We start from the raw sequence: 18155 nt of genomic DNA, 5'->3' as shown, positions 1-18155 counted from the left end.
ACTTAACCGCGAGTTGAGTGAGGAGGCAACAACAGGGTGTCGATCGACGAGGCCCTCAACCGGGGTGAGCTGGGACAGCGGGTCCCCGCGGGCACTCCGGACGGCCAACTGCCGTGCGGCTTCGGGGGTGAGGGCGGGGCCACCGGGGAGCGCGGTTCCGCTCCGGTGCGTCACGACGCCGGTTTCCGGCCAACTTTCACGGCTCTCCGGCGACGGGCAACGCGAAGAGGCCGTGTCGGATATTTCCGACACGGCCTCCGACTCACGTTTCCGTAAGTCGGGACGACAGGATTTGAACCTGCGACCCCTTGACCCCCAGTCAAGTGCGCTACCAAGCTGCGCCACGTCCCGGTGCCCGATTTCCCGGGGAACTCCCCGGGCGGTCGTGCACGAGAACAATACCCCATGTCAGAGGATGCGTGCTGCCTTTTCCAGGCCGGCGCCGACAACGGGCCAGGTGACGGACGGGTGCGGCCGCCGCGGGTCGCCGGCCCCGCAGCCCGCGCCTTGACCTCAATCTTGGTTGAGGTTGCAGGCTCTGTCCCATGACGACGACAGCGACGGCCACACCCGTGGCCACTCCTCTGCACGGCTCCCGCGGATTCGGCGAACTGCCCCGGCTGATGGGGCTGATGACCGGCGACGAGAAGCACGGCCCGGCGGCCACCTCCACCCTCGACGCCCTCTGGGTGCTCTACGACCGGGTGCTGCGGGTCTCCCCCGCCACCGCCGCCGACCCCGACCGGGACCGCTTCCTGCTCTCCAAGGGCCACGGCCCGATGGCGTACTACGCAGTGCTGGCCGCCAAGGGCTTCTTCCCCACCGACTGGCTGCCCGGCTTCGGCTCGTACGCGTCGCCGCTCGGCCACCATCCCGACCGGATGCTGGTGCCCGGTGTCGAGATCGGCAGCGGGTCGCTCGGGCACGGACTGCCGCTGGCCGTCGGCACCGCACTGGGGCTGCGCGCCCAGGGGCGCACCGGACCGGCGGTGTGGGTGCTGATCGGCGACGCCGAACTGGACGAGGGCAGCAACCACGAGGCGCTCGCCTTCGCCGGCGCGGCCGGGCTGGGCCGGCTGCACACCCTCGTCGTCGACAACTCCTCGGCCACCCACGGCTGGCGCGGCGGGATCGCGTCCCGTTTCGAGGCCGCGGGCTGGTCCGCGGCCACCGTGGACGGCCGTGATCACCAGGCGCTGTACGAGGCGTTCCGCGCCCCGCACCCGGGCCGGCCGCACGCGGTGGTCGCCCGCGTCGAGCCCAAGACCGCCAAGCGGTCCGCGAGCCCCGAGAACGCCGGCTGACCGCGCCGCATCGCCCGACATCTCCCGACGAACCCCCCTTCTCCTGAAAGGACTTCACCGATGGACACCATGCGTGAGCGCTTCGCGGCGGTCGGCTCCCGGTTGCTGGACGAGGACCCGCGGCTGGCCGTGGTGCTCGCCGACATCGGCGTCGACGGCTTCGCGGAAGCGGCCCGGCGGCACCCCGAGCGGGTGGTGAACGTCGGCATCCGCGAGCAGCTGCTGGTCGGGGTCGGCGGCGGGCTGGCGCTGGCCGGGCTGCGGCCGGTGCTGCACACCTTCGCCAGCTTCCTGGTGGAGCGCCCCTTCGAGCAGCTCAAGCTGGACTTCGGCCACCAGGGCACCGGCGGGGTGCTGGTGAGCGCCGGCGCCTCCTATGACTGGCCGAGCGGCGGCTTCACCCATATGGCGCCGGGCGATGTGGCCCTCCTGGACACCCTCGACGGCTGGACCGTGCATGTGCCCGGTCACCCGGACGAGGCCGAGACGCTGCTGCGGAAGGCCGCGGCGGCCGGCGACGACAAGGTGTACGTGCGGCTGTCCGTGCAGGTCAACGAGGCGCCGCGGCCGGTGGACGGGGCGGGGTTCCACACCGTGCGGGAGGGCCGCCGCGGCGTGGTGGTCGCGGTCGGGCCGATGCTGGACAACGTGCTGGCCGCCACCGAGGGGCTGGCGGTGACGGTGCTCTACGCGACCACCGTGCGGCCCTTCGACGGCCGGGCGCTGCGGGCCGCCGCCGGCGCCGCCGGCTCCTCGGACGTGGTGCTGGTCGAGCCGTACCTGGCCGGGACCTCGGCCCAGGAGGCCGGCGACGCGCTGGCGGACCGGCCGCACCGGGTGCTGGGGCTCGGGGTCGGCCGCCGGGAGCTGCGCCGCTACGGGCAGCTCGACGAACATCTGGCGGCCCATGGGCTCGACCCGCGGGGCCTGCGGGAGCGCATCGCCGGGTTCCTGGGCGCGTAGGTCGCCTCGATGGCGGGAGGGTGGGTGGGTGCCGCTAACGGGTGGTGCAGGACGGGTCAGTGACGGGGGATCAGATGTGCTTGTCGAGCCAGGCCAGCAGGTCGTCCTGGATCTCGTCGCGGTTGGTCTCGTTGAGGATCTCGTGGCGGGCGTCCGGGTAGGCGCGCCAGGTCAGGTCGCGGATGCCGAGGTAGCGGAAGTCCTCCAGGAGTTCATGGACCAGGGTCATCCGCTGGTGGCAGGGGTCCTGGTCGCCGACCGCGACATGGATCGGCAGGCCGCGGGGGACGCGGGCGAGGTGGGCGGGGTCGTTGATCTTGCGGATGGCGCGTACCCAGTCGAGGACCAGGCCGGCGCAGAACGGGAATCCGCAGTCCTCGTCGGCGGCGTAGCGGTCGACCTCGGCGGTGTCCCGGGAGAGCCACTCGTAGCCGGTGCGGTGCGTGAAGGCGTCGTTGAAGGAGCCGAAGGTGCGCGGGAGGAACGGGGAGAGGTGGGCCCGGCCGTGCGCGGCGATCTCCGCCTCCAGTTCGGCCGTGGCGGCGTCGATGTCGAGGCCCGGCAGGGTGCGGAAGGTGCCGGTGAGGATCAGGCCGGCGAGGTCGGCGCCGTACTCCTGGGCGTAGTCGCGGGCCAGCATCGCGCCCATGCTGTGGCCGAGGAGGACGAGAGGCAGGCCCGGGTGGGCGGCGGCCGCGCGGTCGCCGAGGGCCTTGAGGTCACCGACGACGGCCCGCCAGGCGTCCTCGCCGGTCACCCCGCGGCCGCCGGTGGAGGCGGCGGTGGCGCCGTGGCCGCGGTGGTCGGAGGCGACGACGGCGTAGCCGTGGCCGGTCAGGAAGCGGGCGAAGCGGTCGTAGCGGCGGGCGTGTTCGGCGGCACCGTGGGCGATCTGGACCAGGGCGCGCGGGGTGCCGGTCTCCGGGAGCCAGGTGTAGGCGGCGATGCGGGCGCCGTCGTGGGCCTCGTGGACGTCCTGCTGCATGGTGCTCTCCTGGGGCGGGCGGGCGGGTCGTCGGTCGGGCCCACTCTGGCCCGCGGGGCCACGGTTTGCCACGGGGCGCGCGTAAGGACATGGCCCGCGGCCCGTCCGGCGTGAAACGATCAGGCGGTTCCGTGCCGGCACTGTGCCGCAACCCCCTTTCACAGGAGGATCGTTGGACACCGCAGACCGTTCCGAGCACGCCCCAGTCCCGCACGCCCCGGTCCCGCACGCGCCGCTCTCCCGCCGCAGATTCCTCCAGGGCACCGCCTCGGCCGCCGCCGCGGCCGGGCTGGTGGGCCTCGCGGCGCCCGCGGCCGAGGCCCGGCCCGCCGCACCGGCCGGCGCCCCGGCCGCGGGCGGCGCCACGGGCCTGTCCTTCACGGCCGCCACCAACGGCGCCGCCACCCTCGCCCCCTCCGGTGACCGGCTGGTCGCCGAGGTGCAGAACGTCCTGTGGTCGCTGCCCCGCGCCGGCGGCCGGGCGCGGGCGCTGACCCCGCCCGATCTGGAGCCCACCCGCCCGGTGTTCGCCCCCGACGGCCGCCGGCTCGCGGTCTGCGCCTACCGGGGCGGGAACTTCCACCTGTGGGCGCTGGCCCCGGACGGTTCGGGGCTGACGCAGCTGACCGACGGCCCGTGGGACGACCGCGGCCCGGCCTGGTCGCCCGACGGCACCCGGATCGCGTTCGCCTCCGAGCGCGGCGGCGACCCGGTGAACGGGAGCCCGTACCGGTTATGGGTGCTGGAGGTGGCGTCCGGCCGGCTGACCCGGGTGACCGGGCTGCCGGGCCAGGACGGCCCCCATCAGGACGGCGCCTGGGAGGACTTCGACCCGTGCTGGTCGCCGGACGGCGCGCGGATCGTCTTCGTCCGGGGCCGGCTGGACAGCACGGCGCTGGTCTCGCGGACCGTGGCGTCGGTGCCCGCGGACGGGCGGGGCGCGGTGCGCACCGAGCACACCGAGACGGCCGCGGCGCAGGTCATGGTGCCCGCCCTGTCCCCCGCCGGGCGGCTGGCGTATCTGCGGACCACCGACCGTCCGGGGCCGACCTGCACGCTGGTGGTGGACGGCGCGGCGGTGGCGGTGAACGGCGATGTGGAGCCGGTGCCGCCGCGCTGGGTGTCGCGGGAGGCGCTGCTGGTGACGGTCGGCGGGCAGTTCCGGATCGTCCGGCCCGACGCGCCGGAGCGGGCCGAGACGATCCCGTTCAGCGCGCAGCTGCCGGTGGACCGGCCGCGGTACCGCGTCAAGGACTACGGCTTCGAGTCCGCGGCGGGCGGTCCGGTCCGCGGGATCCATCTGCCGGCGCTCTCCCCGGACGGCCGCAAGGTGGCCTTCGCCGCCCTGAACTCCCTGTGGGTGGCGCCCACTTCGGGCGGTGGCGCGCCGCGCCGGATCACCGGGGCGGCGGCCACCCGCTATGTGTGCGCGCCGAGCTGGTCCCGGGACGGCCGGGCGCTGGTGTACGCGGACGACCGGGACGGGCTGTTCGCGGTGCGCCGCCGGGCGCTGGACTCCGGTGCGGAGACGGTGCTGGCGTCCGGCGGGCGAGTGCAGCCGGCGTTGTCGCCGGACGGCGGGCGGCTGGCGGCGCTGGACATGTTCGGCAATCTCGTGGTGCGGACCCTGGCGGACGGCTCGGAGAGGTCGCTGGTGGCGCCGATGGGCGCGGGCGGGCTGCCGGGCCGGCCCAGTTGGTCGCCGGACGGCCGCCATCTGGCGCTGTGCGACCGCAACCGGCTCAACCACCGGTTCCGCGAGGGCTACAACGTCATCCGGATCGTCGACGCGGAGACCGGCAAGGACCGGCTGTACCAGGTCGCCGAGCATGTCTCGATCGCCGACCGCTACGACTCCGGGCCGGTGTGGTCGCCGGACGGGAAGTGGCTGGCGGTGATCGCCGAGTCGGCGCTGTGGGTGCTGCCGGTGCGGCCGGACGGGACACCGGACGGTGCGCCGCGGCAGCTGACCCCGGAGGCCGCGGACCATCCGTCGTGGTCCGGGGACTCGACGACGCTGCTGTACCTCTCGGCGGGACGGCTGCGGCTGGTGGCGGTGGCCGGGGGTGCGGCGCGGACCGTTCCGGTCGCGCTGGAGCGGCGGCCGGCCCGGGCCCGGGACACCGTGGTGCACGCGGGCCGGTTCTGGGACGGCACCGGCGACACGGTCCGCGAGGACGTCGACGTGGTGGTGCGGAACGGCCGGATCACGGCGGTGGAGCCGCACCGGGCGTCCCGGGCCGGCACCGCCCGGCGGGTGGACGCCGCGGACCGTACGGTGCTGCCCGGACTCTGGGACGCACACACCCACCCCTGGCAGACGACGTACGGCGGCCGGCAGACCGCGCTGCAGCTGGCGTACGGCATCACCACCACCGTCTCCTGCGGCGGCTTCTCCTACGAGCAGGCGCGGCTGCGGGAGGCGCTGGCCGCCGGGGTGCTGGCCGGGCCACGGCTGCTGACCTGCGGTGAGCTGCTGGACGGCGGGCGGGTGGCCTACAGCATGGGCCGGGCGCACCGCACCGAGGCGGGGCTGCGGCGGTCGCTGGACCGGGGTGCGGCGCTGGACTGGGATTTCGTCAAGACCTATGTGCGGGCGCCGGGTTGGGTGATGGCCGAGGCGGCCCGCTTCGCACACGAGCGGCTGGGCGTCCGCTCGGGCAGCCATCTGCTCACCCCCGGCGTGCAGCTGGGCCAGGACCTGACGACCCATCTCCAGGCCACCCAGCGGCTGGAGTTCGGGCATGCGGTGACCGCCACCGGCCATGCGTACGAGGATGTGGCGGAGGTCTACACGGCCGGCGGGATGCACATGCTCGCCACGCCGTTCTCGGCGTCGCCGCTGATCGGCGCGGATCCGGCGCTGGCCGAGGACGTGCGGGTGACGCGGCTGATGCCGCCGTGGGACAGCGCGGTGGTCCGGGAGAACGCCGCGCACCGGCCGACGCCGGCGGAGCTGGCCGACATCGGGACCGAGGTGGCGGTCTACCGCCGGATCCTGGACGGCGGCGGGCTGGTGGCGCTGGGCACGGACCAGCCGCTGGTGCCGGTGGGGCTGTCGCTCCATCTGGCGCTGCGGGCGCTGCACCGGGGCGGGTTGAGCGTCGCCCAGGCGCTGCGGACGGCCACCGTGCTGCCGGCCCGGGTGTTCGGTGCGGAGCGTGATCTGGGGACGCTGGAGGTCGGCAAGCTCGCCGACATGACGCTGGTGGACGGCGATCCGTTCGGGGACATCGCGGCGCTGGTGCGGACCTCGGCGGTGGTCAAGGGCGGCCGGCTGTACGAGCAGCGGGCGCTGGTGGAGGCGTTCCCGGCGCCCGGCGGGCCGGCGCTGCGCGCGGCGCGGGGCACCGACTGGCTGGCGGTGGGCCGGCAGCAGCGCCGCGAGTCCTGCTGCGATCTCGGGCACTGACGGCCGGGGTGGTGCGGGGTGGCGCGTTCCGGTGCTCGTGGGAGCGCGCCACCCCACCGCCCGCGGCCGGGCCGGTGTGACACCTCCGCACGCCCCAAGTGCCGGTAGGAATGCGCGGGGTTGGTGTTTTGCCTGATCCGTAGCCGGTGTTGCGAGGAATATTGCACGCGGTGAGCGAGGGGTCACTTTCCGGTACGATCGCGGCACCGCCCATTGCCGCCCCGAGGCGGCGAGCGGCCGGCACGCGGACGTCCGCGGAGGAGGGCTCGTCTTGCATCGCTACTTCACCCACCGGCGCCATGAGGCACTCCGGCTCCGGGTACGGGATTTCGCCGAGCGCGAGGTCCGGCCCCGGATCGCCGAGCTGGAGGCGAACCGCGCCGTCTGCCCGGACCTCTCCCGGCTGATCGCCCGTCAGGGCTGGATCGGTGCGACGGTGGACCGCGCGTACGGCGGGATGGGTGCCGGGCATGTCGCCAAGACCCTGATCATCGAGGAGCTGTCGCGGGTGAGTGCCGCGATGGGCGCCATGGTGCAGGCGTCCCAGCTGGGCGTGGCGAAGATCGTCCACTTCGGCAGCGAGGAGCAGAAGAAGACCTGGCTGCCGGCGATCGCGTCCGGTGACTGCCTGCCGACGATCGCGGTCACCGAGCCGCAGTCCGGCGGCCATGTGCTGGGCATGGCCTCCACCGCGGTCCGCGACGGCGACGCCTATGTCCTCAACGGCCGCAAGATCTATGTCGGCAACAGCCACATCGGCGATCTGCACGGGGTGGTGGTGCGCACCGGCGAGGGCTCGAAGGGGCTGTCGGCGTTCCTCGTCGAGTCCGGTACCCCCGGTTTCCGGGTCGGCCCGCAGCAGCCCGCGATGGGCCTGCACGGCTTCAGCTTCGGCGAGCTGTTCTTCGACGACTGCCGGGTGCCGGCGACGCAGCTGCTGGGCCGGGAGGGCGACGGCCTGTCGGTGGCGTACTCCTCCAGCGTGCTGTACGGGCGGCCGAATCTGACCGCGGTCTCGCTCGGCATCCACCAGGCCGTCCTGGACGAGACCACGGCGTTCTGCACCGAGCGCCGCCGCTACGGCGAGCCGCTCGCGGAACTGCCGACCGTCAAGCTGAAGTTGGGCCGGATCCAGTCCCGGCTGCTGCTCGCCCGGCTGTCCGCGTACCACGCGGTGCACCTGCTGGACGAGGGGCTGCCGTGCGACGCGGAGCTGATGAACGCCAAGCTGGTGAACGTGGAGTCTGCGCTGGAGTCCGCGCGGGACGCGATGGACATCCACGCCGCCTGCGGCCTGTTCACCGACCGGCCGGTGGAACGCTTCCTGCGCGACGCGCACCACATCTTCGCGCCGGCCGGCACCTCCGACGTGCAGCTGCTGCGGCTGGGCGAGTTGGCGCTGGGCCAGGACAAGGGCGAGTGGTCGGACCGGCTCGCGGAGCTGCTGCGGGCGGCGCCGGCGGAGTGGCGGGACGAGGACGGGGTGCCGGGCAGCCGGGAGGCGCTGGTCCGGGTGTCCTGAGCGCCGAGCCGCCGCGCGCCGCCGTGCTGCGGCCCCGGCCGGCCGTACGGGCTTCCGGGGCCGCGGGCGGGCCCGGTCAGGAGGCGTCGGCTTCCCGCTGCCGCTGCTCCATCTCGTGGATCTGCTCGACGAGTTCGGCGGCGAACGCCTTGATGGTGTGCAGCCCCTCGCGGCCCCAGGGCCGGGGTTCGCGGTCGATGACGCAGACGGTGCCCAGGGTCATGCCGGTGTGGTCGATCAGCGGGGCGCCGAGGTAGGTGCGGATGCCGAGTTCGTCGACGACGGGGTTCCCGGCGAACCGCGGGTAGTCGCAGACGTCTTCCAGGACCAGCGCCTTGCGCCGTACCACGACGTAGGGGCAGTAGCCGTGGTCGCGGGCCATGATCCGTTCCGGGCGGCCGCTCGGCGGTGCCGGGCCCAGCTCGACGGAGGTGTCGAGGTCGGGGGCGTACAGGCCGGCGAAGTACTGCTCGTGCTCGTCGATGAAGTTGACCATGGCGTACGGGGTGTCGGTGGCCTTGGCGAGCTTGCGGGCGAACGCGTCGAAGGCGGGCAGCGGGTTCTTGCCGATGCCCAGCTCGCGCAGCCGGGCGACTCGCGCCGGCGCCTCGTGGTCCTCCGGGGTGATCAGCAGACGCCTCGTCAGGTCGTCGTTCAGATACGGGAGTTGGGAGGAGGGGTAGTTGCGCCAGGACGGTTGGCGGGCGGGGAAGGGGAAGCGTGCGGAGGGGACGTTCATGGCAGCTCCGGGATGGCGGTGCGGGCGGGTGTGGTGAGGAGGTGGGCGACGAGGGACACCAGGACCTGAGTGCCGGAGGCGCACTGGCGGGCGTCGCAGACCACGACCGGGACCTCCGGGTCGAGGTCCAGGGCGGCCCGGACCTCTTCGGGCGCATAGCGGTGGCCGCCGTCGAACTCGTTGACCGCGACGACGAACTGGATGCCCCGCCCCTCGAAGAAGTCGACCGCGGCGAAGCACTGGTCCAGCCGTCGGGTGTCGGCGAGCACCACCGCGCCGAGCGCGCCGTGGGACAGTTCGTCCCACAGGAACCAGAAGCGGTGCTGCCCGGGCGTCCCGAAGAGGTACAGGACGTGGTCCGGGCCGAGGGTGATCCGGCCGAAGTCCATGGCGACGGTCGTGGTGATCTTGTCCGCCACGCCCGCCAGGTCGTCGGTGCCGACACTGATCTGGGTGATGAGCTCCTCGGTGCTGAGCGGTTCGATCTCGCTGACCGCGCCGACGAAGGTGGTCTTGCCGACGCCGAACCCGCCCGCGACCAGGATCTTCACCGCGGTCGGAAAGGAATCGGCTCCGGGGTCCCCCGCGGGCCCGGGGTCAGAGTCGTTCACGAAGTCCATGCAGCACGGCCTCCAGCAGCGCACGGTCGGTACGGAAGGCGGACCCGGCCGAGACGGCCGAGGGGGTCCGCGCGGTGAGCGCCCCGCAGTCGACGAGGTCGGCGAGGAGCACCTTGGTGACCGCGGCGGGCAGGCGGATGTGCGCGGCGATCTCGGCGACCGGGACGGGCCCGTCGCACAGCCCCAGGACCCGGTCGTAGTCGGGGCCTTGGAGGCCGGCGGGCCGCCGCCCGGTCGCCCGCACCATGGTCATCAGGTCGAAGTGCGCCGAGGGGCGGGTGCGTCCCTTGCTGACGGTGTACGGGCGGACCAGCCGGCCCGCCACGTCGTCGACCCAGGGTGCGTCCGGACCCGGCGGCCGCTGCCGGCGGGGCAGGGCAACGGTCAACGGCCGGCCGCCGGGGCCTGCTGGCGCGGGGGTGTCGACAGATACGGCCGGACGCTCTTGACCAGCATCCCCATCTCGTAGCCGAGCACGCCGGCGTCGGCCTCGCGGTCGGCGAGGACGGCCAGGCAGGCACCGGACCCGGCGGCGGCGACGAAGAGGAAGGTCTGCTCCATCTCGACGACGACCTGGAGGATGTCGCTGCCCTCCCCGAAGCGGGAACCGGCGCTGCGGGCAAGGGAGTACAGGCCGGAGGAGAGCGCCGCCATGTGGTCGGCGACGTCGGGTTCAAAGCCGTGGGATGCCTTGACGAGGCCGTCGGCGGACAGCAGGACGGCGCTGCGGGTGTGCGGTACCCGTTGGACGAGTCCGGTCAGCAGCCAGGAAAGGTCGGTGTGCTGATTGCCGCGGTACTCCGTGGACGTCTGCGCGCGCACATCACTCACCATGGTCGGGGTCGTCTCCTCGGGGGCGGGCCATCGGGGCGTCGTGGTCGGGGGCGGGGTACGGCTCGGGGTCTCCGGGTCTGCCGGTGCCGGCGCGCCGGCCCGGGGTGGGGGCGGGAGCGGGGGCGGGGTGGCCGGCGGCGGCGAGGCCGGCCGCGTAGTCGGGGTCGCCGCGGCTGAAGCCGCGCTGGTAGGCGGCCATGAGGTTGGGGTCGTGGAGGCGTGCGGGCCCGGTGCGGTCGGGTGGCCGGACCGGGCCGTCGCGCAGCTGCGGGGCGAGGTGGGCCTGCTTGACGCGGCGCGGCAGCCGGGGGCGGTCGGTGTCGTCGAGGGGCAGCGGCGGGGGCGGCAGCACCACCGGGCCGGGATCGGCGGGGTGGCCGCCGCGGGTCGGGCCGTCGGGCGCGCCGGAGGCATGCTGCGGGGCGGTGGCCGCGGCCTCGACGCTGGCGGCGGTGGCCGAGGCGGGGGTGCGGATGATGCGCCGGCGGGCGGGGACGGCGTCGGAGCCGGCGGGCAGCGCGCGGGCCGGGGCGGGGGCGGCGGCAGCGGTCGGGGCCGGGGCGGCGGTGGCCTCCCGGCGCTCGGGGACGTCGTCGAACCGGTCGCCGTAGGGCCGCCGGCCACGTCCGGGCGCCGGTTCGCTCTCCTCGTCCTCCATGCCGTCCGGGAACTCCTCCCGGGTCTCTGCCGAGTTGGCGCCCAGCAGCTCCGGCGGGACGATCACCACCGCCTGGACGCCGCCGTAGATGCTGCTCTGGAGCCGCACCAGGAGGCCGTGCCGCTGGGCGAGCGAGGAGACGACGTAGAGGCCGATCCGGCCGTCGTCGAGGAGTTCGGTGAGGTCGATCCGCTCGGGGTCGGTCAGCAGCCGGTTCATCTGCGCCTGCTCCTCGGCCGGCATGCCCAGGCCGCGGTCCTCGACCTCGACGGCGAGTCCCGCGGTGACGTGCCGGGCCCGCACCGTGACCGGCGTCTCCGGGTCGGAGAACTCGGTGGCGTTCTCGACGAGTTCGGCGAGCAGGTGGACGACGTCGGCGACCGCGTGCCCGCGCAGGGTGCCCTCGAAGGGCGACACCAGCTTGATCCGGGTGTACTGCTCGACCTCGGCGGTCGAGGACCGGACGACCTCGGTCATGGTGATCGGGCGGGTCCACTGGCGGCGGGTGATGGCGCCGCCGAGCACGGCGAGGTTCTCGGCGTGCCGGCGGATGCGGGTGGCCAGGTGGTCGATGACGAACAGGCCCTTGAGCAGGTCCGGGTCCTCGACCTGGTGCTCCATCTCGTCCAGGGTCAGGATCTGGCGGTGGACGAGGGACTGGAGGCGCCGGGCGAGGTTGACGAAGACCTCCAGCTTCTGCTGGTTGCCGGTGGCGTCGCTGCGGACGATGCCCACCGCCTCGATGAGCGCGGCCTCGGCGGCCCGGCCGGTGGCGGCGACCTCGTGGGCGAGCCGGGTGAGGGAGTCGCCGCCGGGCTCCGGCAGCGGCTCACGTTCCTCGCCGGGACGCAGCCACTCGTCATTGCGCACCCGGTCGAGGAGGTCGGCGAGGTCGGTACGGGCCCGGGCGCACACCTCGCGCAGGCGCCCGTAGCGGTGTGCCAGGGCGCGGGCCTCGGAGTTTCCGACCAGGGCGCTGATCAGGACGATGCCGCAGACCACGGCGAGGCCGCCGGCCAGCACCGCCCATTCGCGGCCGGTGATCCGGGCGCCGCCGCTGCGGACCACGAACGCGGCGACGCCCGCGCAGACCACGGCCACCAGCAGGGCGGGGANGGCGGCGAGCCGGACCAGGCGGGACCGTATGGCCGCGTCCGAGACCAGCTCCGGAAAGGCCGCGCGGCCCTGCCGTCCCCCATGGGACCGGGAAGTCTCCCGGGACGACTCGGTCCTCTGCGGGATAGCGGTAGGCATGGGCGCCCTCCGGATCGGCCGTTGGCAGTTCGCGGAGCACGCACGCTAGTTGTTGCGGGGGCGGGGTACGGTCCCTCTCCGGGGTTCGCCACCCCGCGCCAGCTCCTTGGGTAGGCACGGTCCGTACGGGGGTGCGAAAAGATCCGAACTCCCGTACAGGAAGCCGATGTTGAGCCCAAGTTGAGCCTCGCCGCAGACGCCTCAGGCGCACCACGGCCCCCGCCGCACTACGGAAGTTCGGCCGACGCCCGCCCCACCGCACCGTCCGCCGGCCCCGTCGCCGCTCCGTCCGCCACCGCGGCGGCCCGCAGCGCCGGACCCGCCGGCGGCCAGCTCGGCCAGCCCTGCACCGGCGGCACCGCCACCGCCCGCCACCACGGCTCCACGACCTGCTCGTCCGCGGGCTCGAACGGCCGGCCCGGTGTCGGCACGGCCACCTCCGCCCCGGCGCGGTACGCCGCCGCCACCGTCCGCTCCGCGGGCTCGGCCCAGGGATGCGGCGCGAGGTTGAAGGTGCCCCAGTGGATCGGCAGCAGCACCCCGCGCGGCGCCCCGCCCTGCAGGTCGAGATGGGCCCGCATCCCCTCCTCCGGCGTCATGTGGATGTCCGGCCAGAAGTCGGAGTACGCGCCTATCTGCACCATCGTCGCGTCGAACGGGCCGTGCGCCGCGCCGATCTCCGCGAATCCGGGGAAGTAACCGGTGTCGCCGCTGTGGTAGATGCGGCGCTCGGGGCCGGCGACGACCCAGGAGGCCCAGAGGGTGTGCTGGGCGCCGCGCAGCCCGCGGCCGCAGAAGTGCTGGGCCGGCGTCGCGGTGAGGGTCAGCCCGCCGACCCGCGTCGACTCGTGCCAGTCCAGCTCGGTGATCCGTGCCGCCGGCACGCCCCAGAACTCCAGGTCGGCGCCGATGCCGAGCGGGACGACGAAGACCGCGCCGGAGCCGGCCAGGAACTTGATCGTGGGCATGTCGAGATGGTCGTAGTGATCGTGCGAGATCACCACCGCGTCCACCGGCGGAAGCTCCGCCAGCTCCACCGGCACCGGATGCATCCGCTTCGGCCCGGCCCAGTCGAACGGCGAGCAGCGCTCGCCCCACACCGGGTCGAAGAGCACCCGCTGCCCGTCGATCTCGGCGAGCACGCTGGAGTGTCCCATCCAGGTGATCCGCAGCCCGGAGGCGGGCGGGCGGCCCCAGTCCGCGCCGGTCGGGCGGTGCACCGGGATCCGCCCGACCGGCGCCCGCCGCAGCCGCCCCTCGCGGCTCAGCTGCGTACGGGCCATCGGCAGAGCGGCACCGCGGAGCAGCTGCCGGGTGGGCACCGGATTGCGGAACTGGCCGTCCACGAACTGCGGCGATCTGCGCATCCGCGCCAGGCGCTCGCCCGTCGGCTCGGCGCCGAAGCTCGCGGGGCGCAGCGCGGTCAGTCGTCCGGCGCGGGGTCGGGATGCGGTCACGGCACCTCCATGGTCGGGGCAGTCGCGAAGTGAACGGACCGCACGAACGCTCGGTTCCGGCACCACCGGGCCGCCGCACGACGGCCGGCCACGACTCCGGCACCGGCACTCTCCGTCACAACAGCCGGCCCGCTCCATGCATTCCCGACCTCACATTTCCGGACACCTCCCGATTCGGAAACGGTGGCCGGATCCGACCCCTACGACAGGACGCCCGTGGCCGCCAGTTGACGACATCCGTTCAGGTGAACGGCCCGCTGCGGGCGGATGTGGGCGACCGCCCTCTGCTCCCCCGCTCCTCCCCCGCGGCCGCCTCGCACTCCCCGGCGTCCCTGATCGTCAGCCAGGTCACGTCGCCTCCACCGCGGCCGGCAGGCAGGGCAGGCCCGGGCGGCGCGGGAGGAGGACGGTGCGCAGGAGGACGGGCGGGGTCATCAGGCGGGAGGGCGCGGCGGTGAGGCAGAAGACGTCGCGGAAGGCGGCGCCGACGACCGGGTCGATGGCGGCGCGGGCGGCGAGCCGGTCGAGGTACCACGTCGTCAGCCGCTCGCCGAGGCCCGCCTTGGTTTCCGTCCCGCGGACGTAGGGGCGGTCCGCGCCGACCGCCGCCGTCCAGGCGGTTTCGGCGGACCGGCTGATCGCCCGCTGGGCCCGGGCGAGCACGCCGGGCCCGAGGCCGCCGGCGGCGTCGAGGGTGTCCCGTACGGCCAGCGCGCCGAGCGCGGCCACCGACATGCCCTGGCCGTAGACGGGGTTGAAGGTGCAGTTGGCGTCCCCGAGGACGAGGAGGCCGTCCGGGGCGGCGCCGCGGCGCTCGTAGTGGCGGCGGCGGTTGCAGGTGTCGCGGAAGCCGTGCACCGGCGAGACCGGTTCGGCGTCGGCGAGCAGTTCGTGGACGCAGGGGTCGCCGATGGTGGCGGTGAAGGCGGCGAACTCCGCCCCGTCCGTGGGCGGGTGGTGCCCGTGCACTCCGGACAGGGTCAGCAGCCAGTTGCCGCCCTCCACGGGGACGTAGGCGGCGCCGCGCGGGCATCCGGGCCGGCCGGGGATGTTGACGCCCACCTCCGGTGCGCCGTCCGGGTCGGCGGGGCGGTACATCCGGGTGGCGTAGACGAGGCCGGAGTCGACGGTCTGCTCGTGCGGTGCCTCGCGGCCCAGTTCGGCGTACCACCGGGGCGTGCGGGAGCCGCGTCCGGAGGCGTCGACGACCAGGTCGGCGGCGAGCGTCCGGACCGCCCCGGCGGTGTGGTCGCCGTTGCGGGCGCGGACCTTGACGCCGGTGACCCGACGGGCGTCGCCGGTGAGGCCGACGGCCTCGGTCGCCTCCAGCACCTCGACGCGGGTGGCCGGATCGGCGGCGGTCAGGGCCCGCTCGCGGACGACGGCGTCCAGGACCGGCCGGGTGACGCTGAGCGTGGGATGCCGCCGCTCGTCGAAACGGCGCTGCCATCCGGTGGGCGTACGGGTGACCAGATCGCTCGGCAGATACAGGCTGCGGGCCCCGGCATCGGTGAGCGCGGCGACCGTGCCGGGCAGCAGCCGGTCCAGTGCGCGCTGTCCGCCGCTGAGGAGAAGGTGCAGGTGGCGGGCTTGCGGGACGCCCTTGCGGAAGATGTGGCCGGCCGGGTAGCGGTCGCGTTCGACGACCGTGATCGCCTCGACGTGGCCGCGCAGGGCGGTGACGGCGAGCATGCCGGCGAGTCCCCCGCCGATCACGAGGGCGGTCCGTCCGCGCCCGGTGTGCTCCGCCATGCGTACCCCTTCGCCGCTCTGGCCGTCCCGCCCCGCGGCCGGCCGTCGTCCCCGTCCCGGAACCTGATCACTGGTGCGCCTCAGCCTCCGCGCCCGCGCGCGCCCGTGTCAACGCCGCGTTCCCCACCCCGATCGGTTCACCTGCCGGGCGAGGGAACCTCCCTGCTCACACTGCTTCCTGACGCCGTGTGGGGGGTGGTCCGACGCATGACGGGGAACGGCCCGGACCGCGGGCGCGGGCGGTGGCGTCCCGGCCGCCCGGCCCCTCCCCCGCGCGTCACGCCAGTCCCTAACATCCCGATATGAGGCGAGTGTGCGTCTAGACTCCCGACGGCGGGCGCACCGCGGCCGCGGCCGCTCCCACCAGCACGGGACCCCTCTCACCAGCAAGGGATTCAGGGACGCTTGTGACCTTCCAGCAGGTATCTGAGCCATATGACGTACTCGTCGTCGGCGGATCGGGCGTGGACACGATCGTGCGGGTCAGTGCGCTGCCCGTACCTTCCGCCGACAGCCATGCAGTGCCGCCCATCCGCGAATGGGCCGGGCACACCGGTACCGGGGTCGCGCTCGGCTGCGCGGCGCTGGGACTCACCACCGGATTCGTGGACTTCCTCGGCGACGACCCACCGGGTGCCCTGGTCCGCGAACGGCTGGCCGGCAGCGGTGTGGACTTCCGCCCGCTGACCTCCCCGCACGGTACCCGCCGCGCGGTCAACCTCGTCTCGCCCGACGGCCGCCGGATGTCCTTCTACGACGCGCGCGACCCGCTCGACCTGCGGATGCCGCCCGAGCACTACCTCCCGCTGCTCCGCCGCACCCGGCACGTCCACCTCTCGATCAGCCACTTCGCCCGCTATCTCTTCGACGACATCGAGGCGCTGGGCGTGCCCGTCTCCACGGATCTGCACGACTGGGACGGCCTGACCGAGCACCACCGCGACTTCGCGTTCCGCTCGGACCTGGTCTTCCTGAGCACGGCGGGGGCCGGCGAGCGGATCAGCTCGATCATGCGGGAGATCATCCGCGAGGGCCGCGCCCAGGCGGTGATCGCCACCGCCGGCGCGGGCGGCGCCTACCTCCTCACCCCCGAGGACCGCACCCCGCGGCTGGTGCCGGCCGCCGTACCGCCCGGCCCGGTCATCGACAGCAACGGCGCGGGTGACGCCTTCACCTGCGGTTTCCTCTACGGCCGGCTGTCGGGCCGGGACCTGGAGGAGTGTGCGCGGCTCGGTGCCATGGCGGGCGCCCACGCCTGTACGGCGGCGGGCACCCACACCGCCCTCGCCGGACCGGACGACCTCGAGGCCGCCCCGCCCGCGCCGCCCCAGGTACCCGCCGCCGAGCCCGAGGTCTCCCCCACCGGGGCGTAGCCCACGGCGGCACCCGGGCGGATCCCCTGGCCGGCCGGACCCCCACTCCGGCACGGCCCGCGGGGCGGGGGCACCGGTGTCCGGCCGTACGGGGCTCCGCCGGGTCAGCCCTTGCGGCCCACCACCCCGTAGAAGATGGTGTTGTTGAGCTCTTCCGGGCCGGGCACGGGGCCGTCCGGGCGCCACAGCGGCACCCGTACGACACCCGGTTCGAGCGGGTCGAACGGCCCGAGGAGCGCCGCGATCTCGTCCTTGGTGCGCAGCGCGATCGGGGTGGTGGCGCTCTTGTAGACCTCCTCCACATGCGCCCGGGCGGCCTCGTCGACCCGGCCCTCGGCGTAGCCCTCGTACGGTTCGTAGGTGCTGTGCGAGAGCACCAGATGACTGCCGGCCGGTATGGCGGCGCCGAAGGCGGCGAGCAGTGCGGCGGGGTTGTCGTCATCCGTGAGGAAGTCCATCGCGCCGCCGATCAGCAGCCCCACCGGCTCGCCGAAGTCGATCAGCTCGCGCACCACCGGGTCGTCCAGGACGGCCTTGGGGTCGCGGAGGTCCCCGAGGGCGAAGGCGGTGCCGGGGTCGTTGGCGAGCCGGGCCCGGGCGTGGGTGGCGACGATGGGGTCGCTGTCGACGTACACCACCCGGGTCTCGGGGGCGGACTCCCGGGCCACCTCGTGGGTGTTGGGCGAGGTGGGGATGCCGATGCCGAGGACGAGGAACTGCCGGACGCCGGTGGCGACCACCGCGCGGACCGCGCGCGCGCGGAAGTCGTTGTTGGCGCGGACGCTGCCGCGGACCTGCGGGTGCAGTTCGATGACGCGGTCGCCGGCGACCCGGTCGACCTCGTAGTTGTCCCAGCCGCCGAGGAAGTAGTCGTACATCCGGGCCGGGTGCGGGCGGCTGGTGTCGATCTCCTCGGCGGCGAAGCCGAGGTGGTCCGGCCCGGGCGGGTACGGCCCGAACTCCGGGACGCCGGCGCCCTCCTCGGGAGGGCTGTGCTGGTCGGTCATGGCTCCTCCCTCAGTGCGCCGAACACGGCGCGGCGGAGAGCAGGAAGTCGGCGTGGCCGGCCTTCGCACCCTCGATGAAACTGACCATCTCGCGGTGGGTGTAGATCAGCGCGGGACCGTCCGGGTCGGTGGACTGCCGCAGGGCGACCCGGCCGTCGCGCAGGCGCATGGCCTCGACGCACTCGCCGCCGTTTCCGCCGCTCCAGGGCTTGTGCCAGCCGTCCGTGCCCAGCTCGTTGGCGGGCATGCCGTTGTAGATGCGTATGCGATCCATG

At 74.4% G+C, this 18155-nt stretch carries 15 protein-coding genes and 1 tRNA gene; 5 read left to right on the top strand and 11 right to left on the bottom strand.

Annotation, left to right across the window (positions count from 1 at the left end; genetic code table 11):
• Nucleotides 1-277 precede the first annotated feature (277 nt).
• Nucleotides 278-351: transfer RNA gene (locus B073_RS0135915), tRNA-Pro, on the bottom strand.
• A gap of 194 nt (nucleotides 352-545) precedes the next feature.
• On the opposite strand from B073_RS0135915, the gene B073_RS0135910 reads away from it, so the two are divergent.
• Together B073_RS0135910 and B073_RS0135905 are read left to right on the top strand one after the other, a co-directional pair.
• Nucleotides 546-1304 carry a hypothetical protein gene (locus B073_RS0135910; protein WP_051094375.1) on the top strand — a complete coding sequence of 253 codons (759 nt, stop codon included), beginning with the start codon at nucleotides 546-548 and terminating at the stop codon, nucleotides 1302-1304.
• 60 nt (nucleotides 1305-1364) lie between these two features.
• Nucleotides 1365-2267 carry a transketolase family protein gene (locus B073_RS0135905; RefSeq protein WP_018542889.1) on the top strand — a complete coding sequence of 301 codons (903 nt, stop codon included), beginning with the start codon at nucleotides 1365-1367 and terminating at the stop codon, nucleotides 2265-2267.
• A gap of 70 nt (nucleotides 2268-2337) precedes the next feature.
• Here the strand turns inward: B073_RS0135905 and B073_RS0135900 are convergent, their stop codons facing one another.
• Nucleotides 2338-3252 carry an alpha/beta fold hydrolase gene (locus tag B073_RS0135900; protein ID WP_018542888.1) on the bottom strand — a complete coding sequence of 305 codons (915 nt, stop codon included), beginning with the start codon at nucleotides 3250-3252 and terminating at the stop codon, nucleotides 2338-2340.
• 172 nt (nucleotides 3253-3424) lie between these two features.
• Here B073_RS0135900 and B073_RS0135895 point away from each other — a divergent pair, with 172 nt between their 5' ends.
• Together B073_RS0135895 and B073_RS0135890 are read left to right on the top strand one after the other, a co-directional pair.
• On the top strand, nucleotides 3425-6664 hold the full coding sequence (locus tag B073_RS0135895) for an amidohydrolase family protein (RefSeq protein WP_018542887.1): 3240 nt from the start codon (nucleotides 3425-3427) through the stop codon (nucleotides 6662-6664).
• 271 nt (nucleotides 6665-6935) lie between these two features.
• A complete protein-coding gene (locus tag B073_RS0135890) occupies nucleotides 6936-8186 on the top strand; it encodes an acyl-CoA dehydrogenase family protein (protein WP_018542886.1) in 1251 nt (416 codons plus the stop codon).
• A 76-nt stretch (nucleotides 8187-8262) separates the two neighbouring features.
• On the opposite strand, the gene B073_RS0135885 is transcribed toward B073_RS0135890, so the two are convergent.
• The 7 genes from B073_RS0135885 to B073_RS0135850 form a co-directional block, all read right to left on the bottom strand.
• On the bottom strand, nucleotides 8263-8925 hold the full coding sequence (locus B073_RS0135885) for a GAF domain-containing protein (protein ID WP_018542885.1): 663 nt from the start codon (nucleotides 8923-8925) through the stop codon (nucleotides 8263-8265).
• Nucleotides 8922-9545 carry a GTP-binding protein gene (locus B073_RS0135880; protein WP_026248043.1) on the bottom strand — a complete coding sequence of 208 codons (624 nt, stop codon included), beginning with the start codon at nucleotides 9543-9545 and terminating at the stop codon, nucleotides 8922-8924. The genes B073_RS0135885 and B073_RS0135880 overlap by 4 nt, the downstream gene beginning before the upstream one ends.
• Entirely contained in the window at nucleotides 9523-9933 is a 411-nt protein-coding gene (locus B073_RS0135875) for a DUF742 domain-containing protein (protein WP_018542883.1), read from the bottom strand. The genes B073_RS0135880 and B073_RS0135875 overlap by 23 nt, the downstream gene beginning before the upstream one ends.
• Entirely contained in the window at nucleotides 9930-10379 is a 450-nt protein-coding gene (locus B073_RS0135870) for a roadblock/LC7 domain-containing protein (RefSeq protein ID WP_026248068.1), read from the bottom strand. Before B073_RS0135870 ends, B073_RS0135875 begins: the two co-directional genes overlap by 4 nt.
• Nucleotides 10369-12291 carry a sensor histidine kinase gene (locus B073_RS42330; protein WP_051094372.1) on the bottom strand — a complete coding sequence of 641 codons (1923 nt, stop codon included), beginning with the start codon at nucleotides 12289-12291 and terminating at the stop codon, nucleotides 10369-10371. Before B073_RS42330 ends, B073_RS0135870 begins: the two co-directional genes overlap by 11 nt.
• A 227-nt stretch (nucleotides 12292-12518) precedes the next feature.
• Nucleotides 12519-13748 (bottom strand): MBL fold metallo-hydrolase, encoded by a 1230-nt coding sequence (locus B073_RS0135860; protein ID WP_018542881.1) that lies wholly within the window; start codon nucleotides 13746-13748, stop codon nucleotides 12519-12521.
• A 348-nt stretch (nucleotides 13749-14096) separates the two neighbouring features.
• The gene (locus B073_RS0135850; RefSeq protein ID WP_018542879.1) at nucleotides 14097-15500 is read right to left on the bottom strand and encodes an NAD(P)/FAD-dependent oxidoreductase; all 1404 of its coding nucleotides are present in this window, start codon (nucleotides 15498-15500) and stop codon (nucleotides 14097-14099) included.
• A gap of 464 nt (nucleotides 15501-15964) precedes the next feature.
• Here B073_RS0135850 and B073_RS0135845 point away from each other — a divergent pair, with 464 nt between their 5' ends.
• Nucleotides 15965-16873: a PfkB family carbohydrate kinase gene (locus B073_RS0135845; protein ID WP_018542878.1), complete on the top strand. Its 909-nt coding sequence runs from the start codon at nucleotides 15965-15967 to the stop codon at nucleotides 16871-16873.
• A gap of 104 nt (nucleotides 16874-16977) precedes the next feature.
• On the opposite strand, the gene B073_RS0135840 is transcribed toward B073_RS0135845, so the two are convergent.
• Both B073_RS0135840 and B073_RS0135835 read right to left on the bottom strand, forming a co-directional pair.
• Entirely contained in the window at nucleotides 16978-17880 is a 903-nt protein-coding gene (locus tag B073_RS0135840) for an SAM-dependent methyltransferase (protein WP_018542877.1), read from the bottom strand.
• Nucleotides 17881-17890: 10 nt separating this feature from the next.
• The gene (locus tag B073_RS0135835) at nucleotides 17891-18154 is read right to left on the bottom strand and encodes a DUF397 domain-containing protein (protein ID WP_018542876.1); all 264 of its coding nucleotides are present in this window, start codon (nucleotides 18152-18154) and stop codon (nucleotides 17891-17893) included.
• Nucleotide 18155: the final 1 nt, after the last annotated feature.

The organism is Streptomyces sp. MspMP-M5 (assembly GCF_000373585.1).
Lineage (GTDB): Bacteria > Actinomycetota > Actinomycetes > Streptomycetales > Streptomycetaceae > Streptomyces.
Note: the sequence above shows the minus strand (reverse complement) of the source record. Positions and strands in the feature narration are given on the sequence as shown.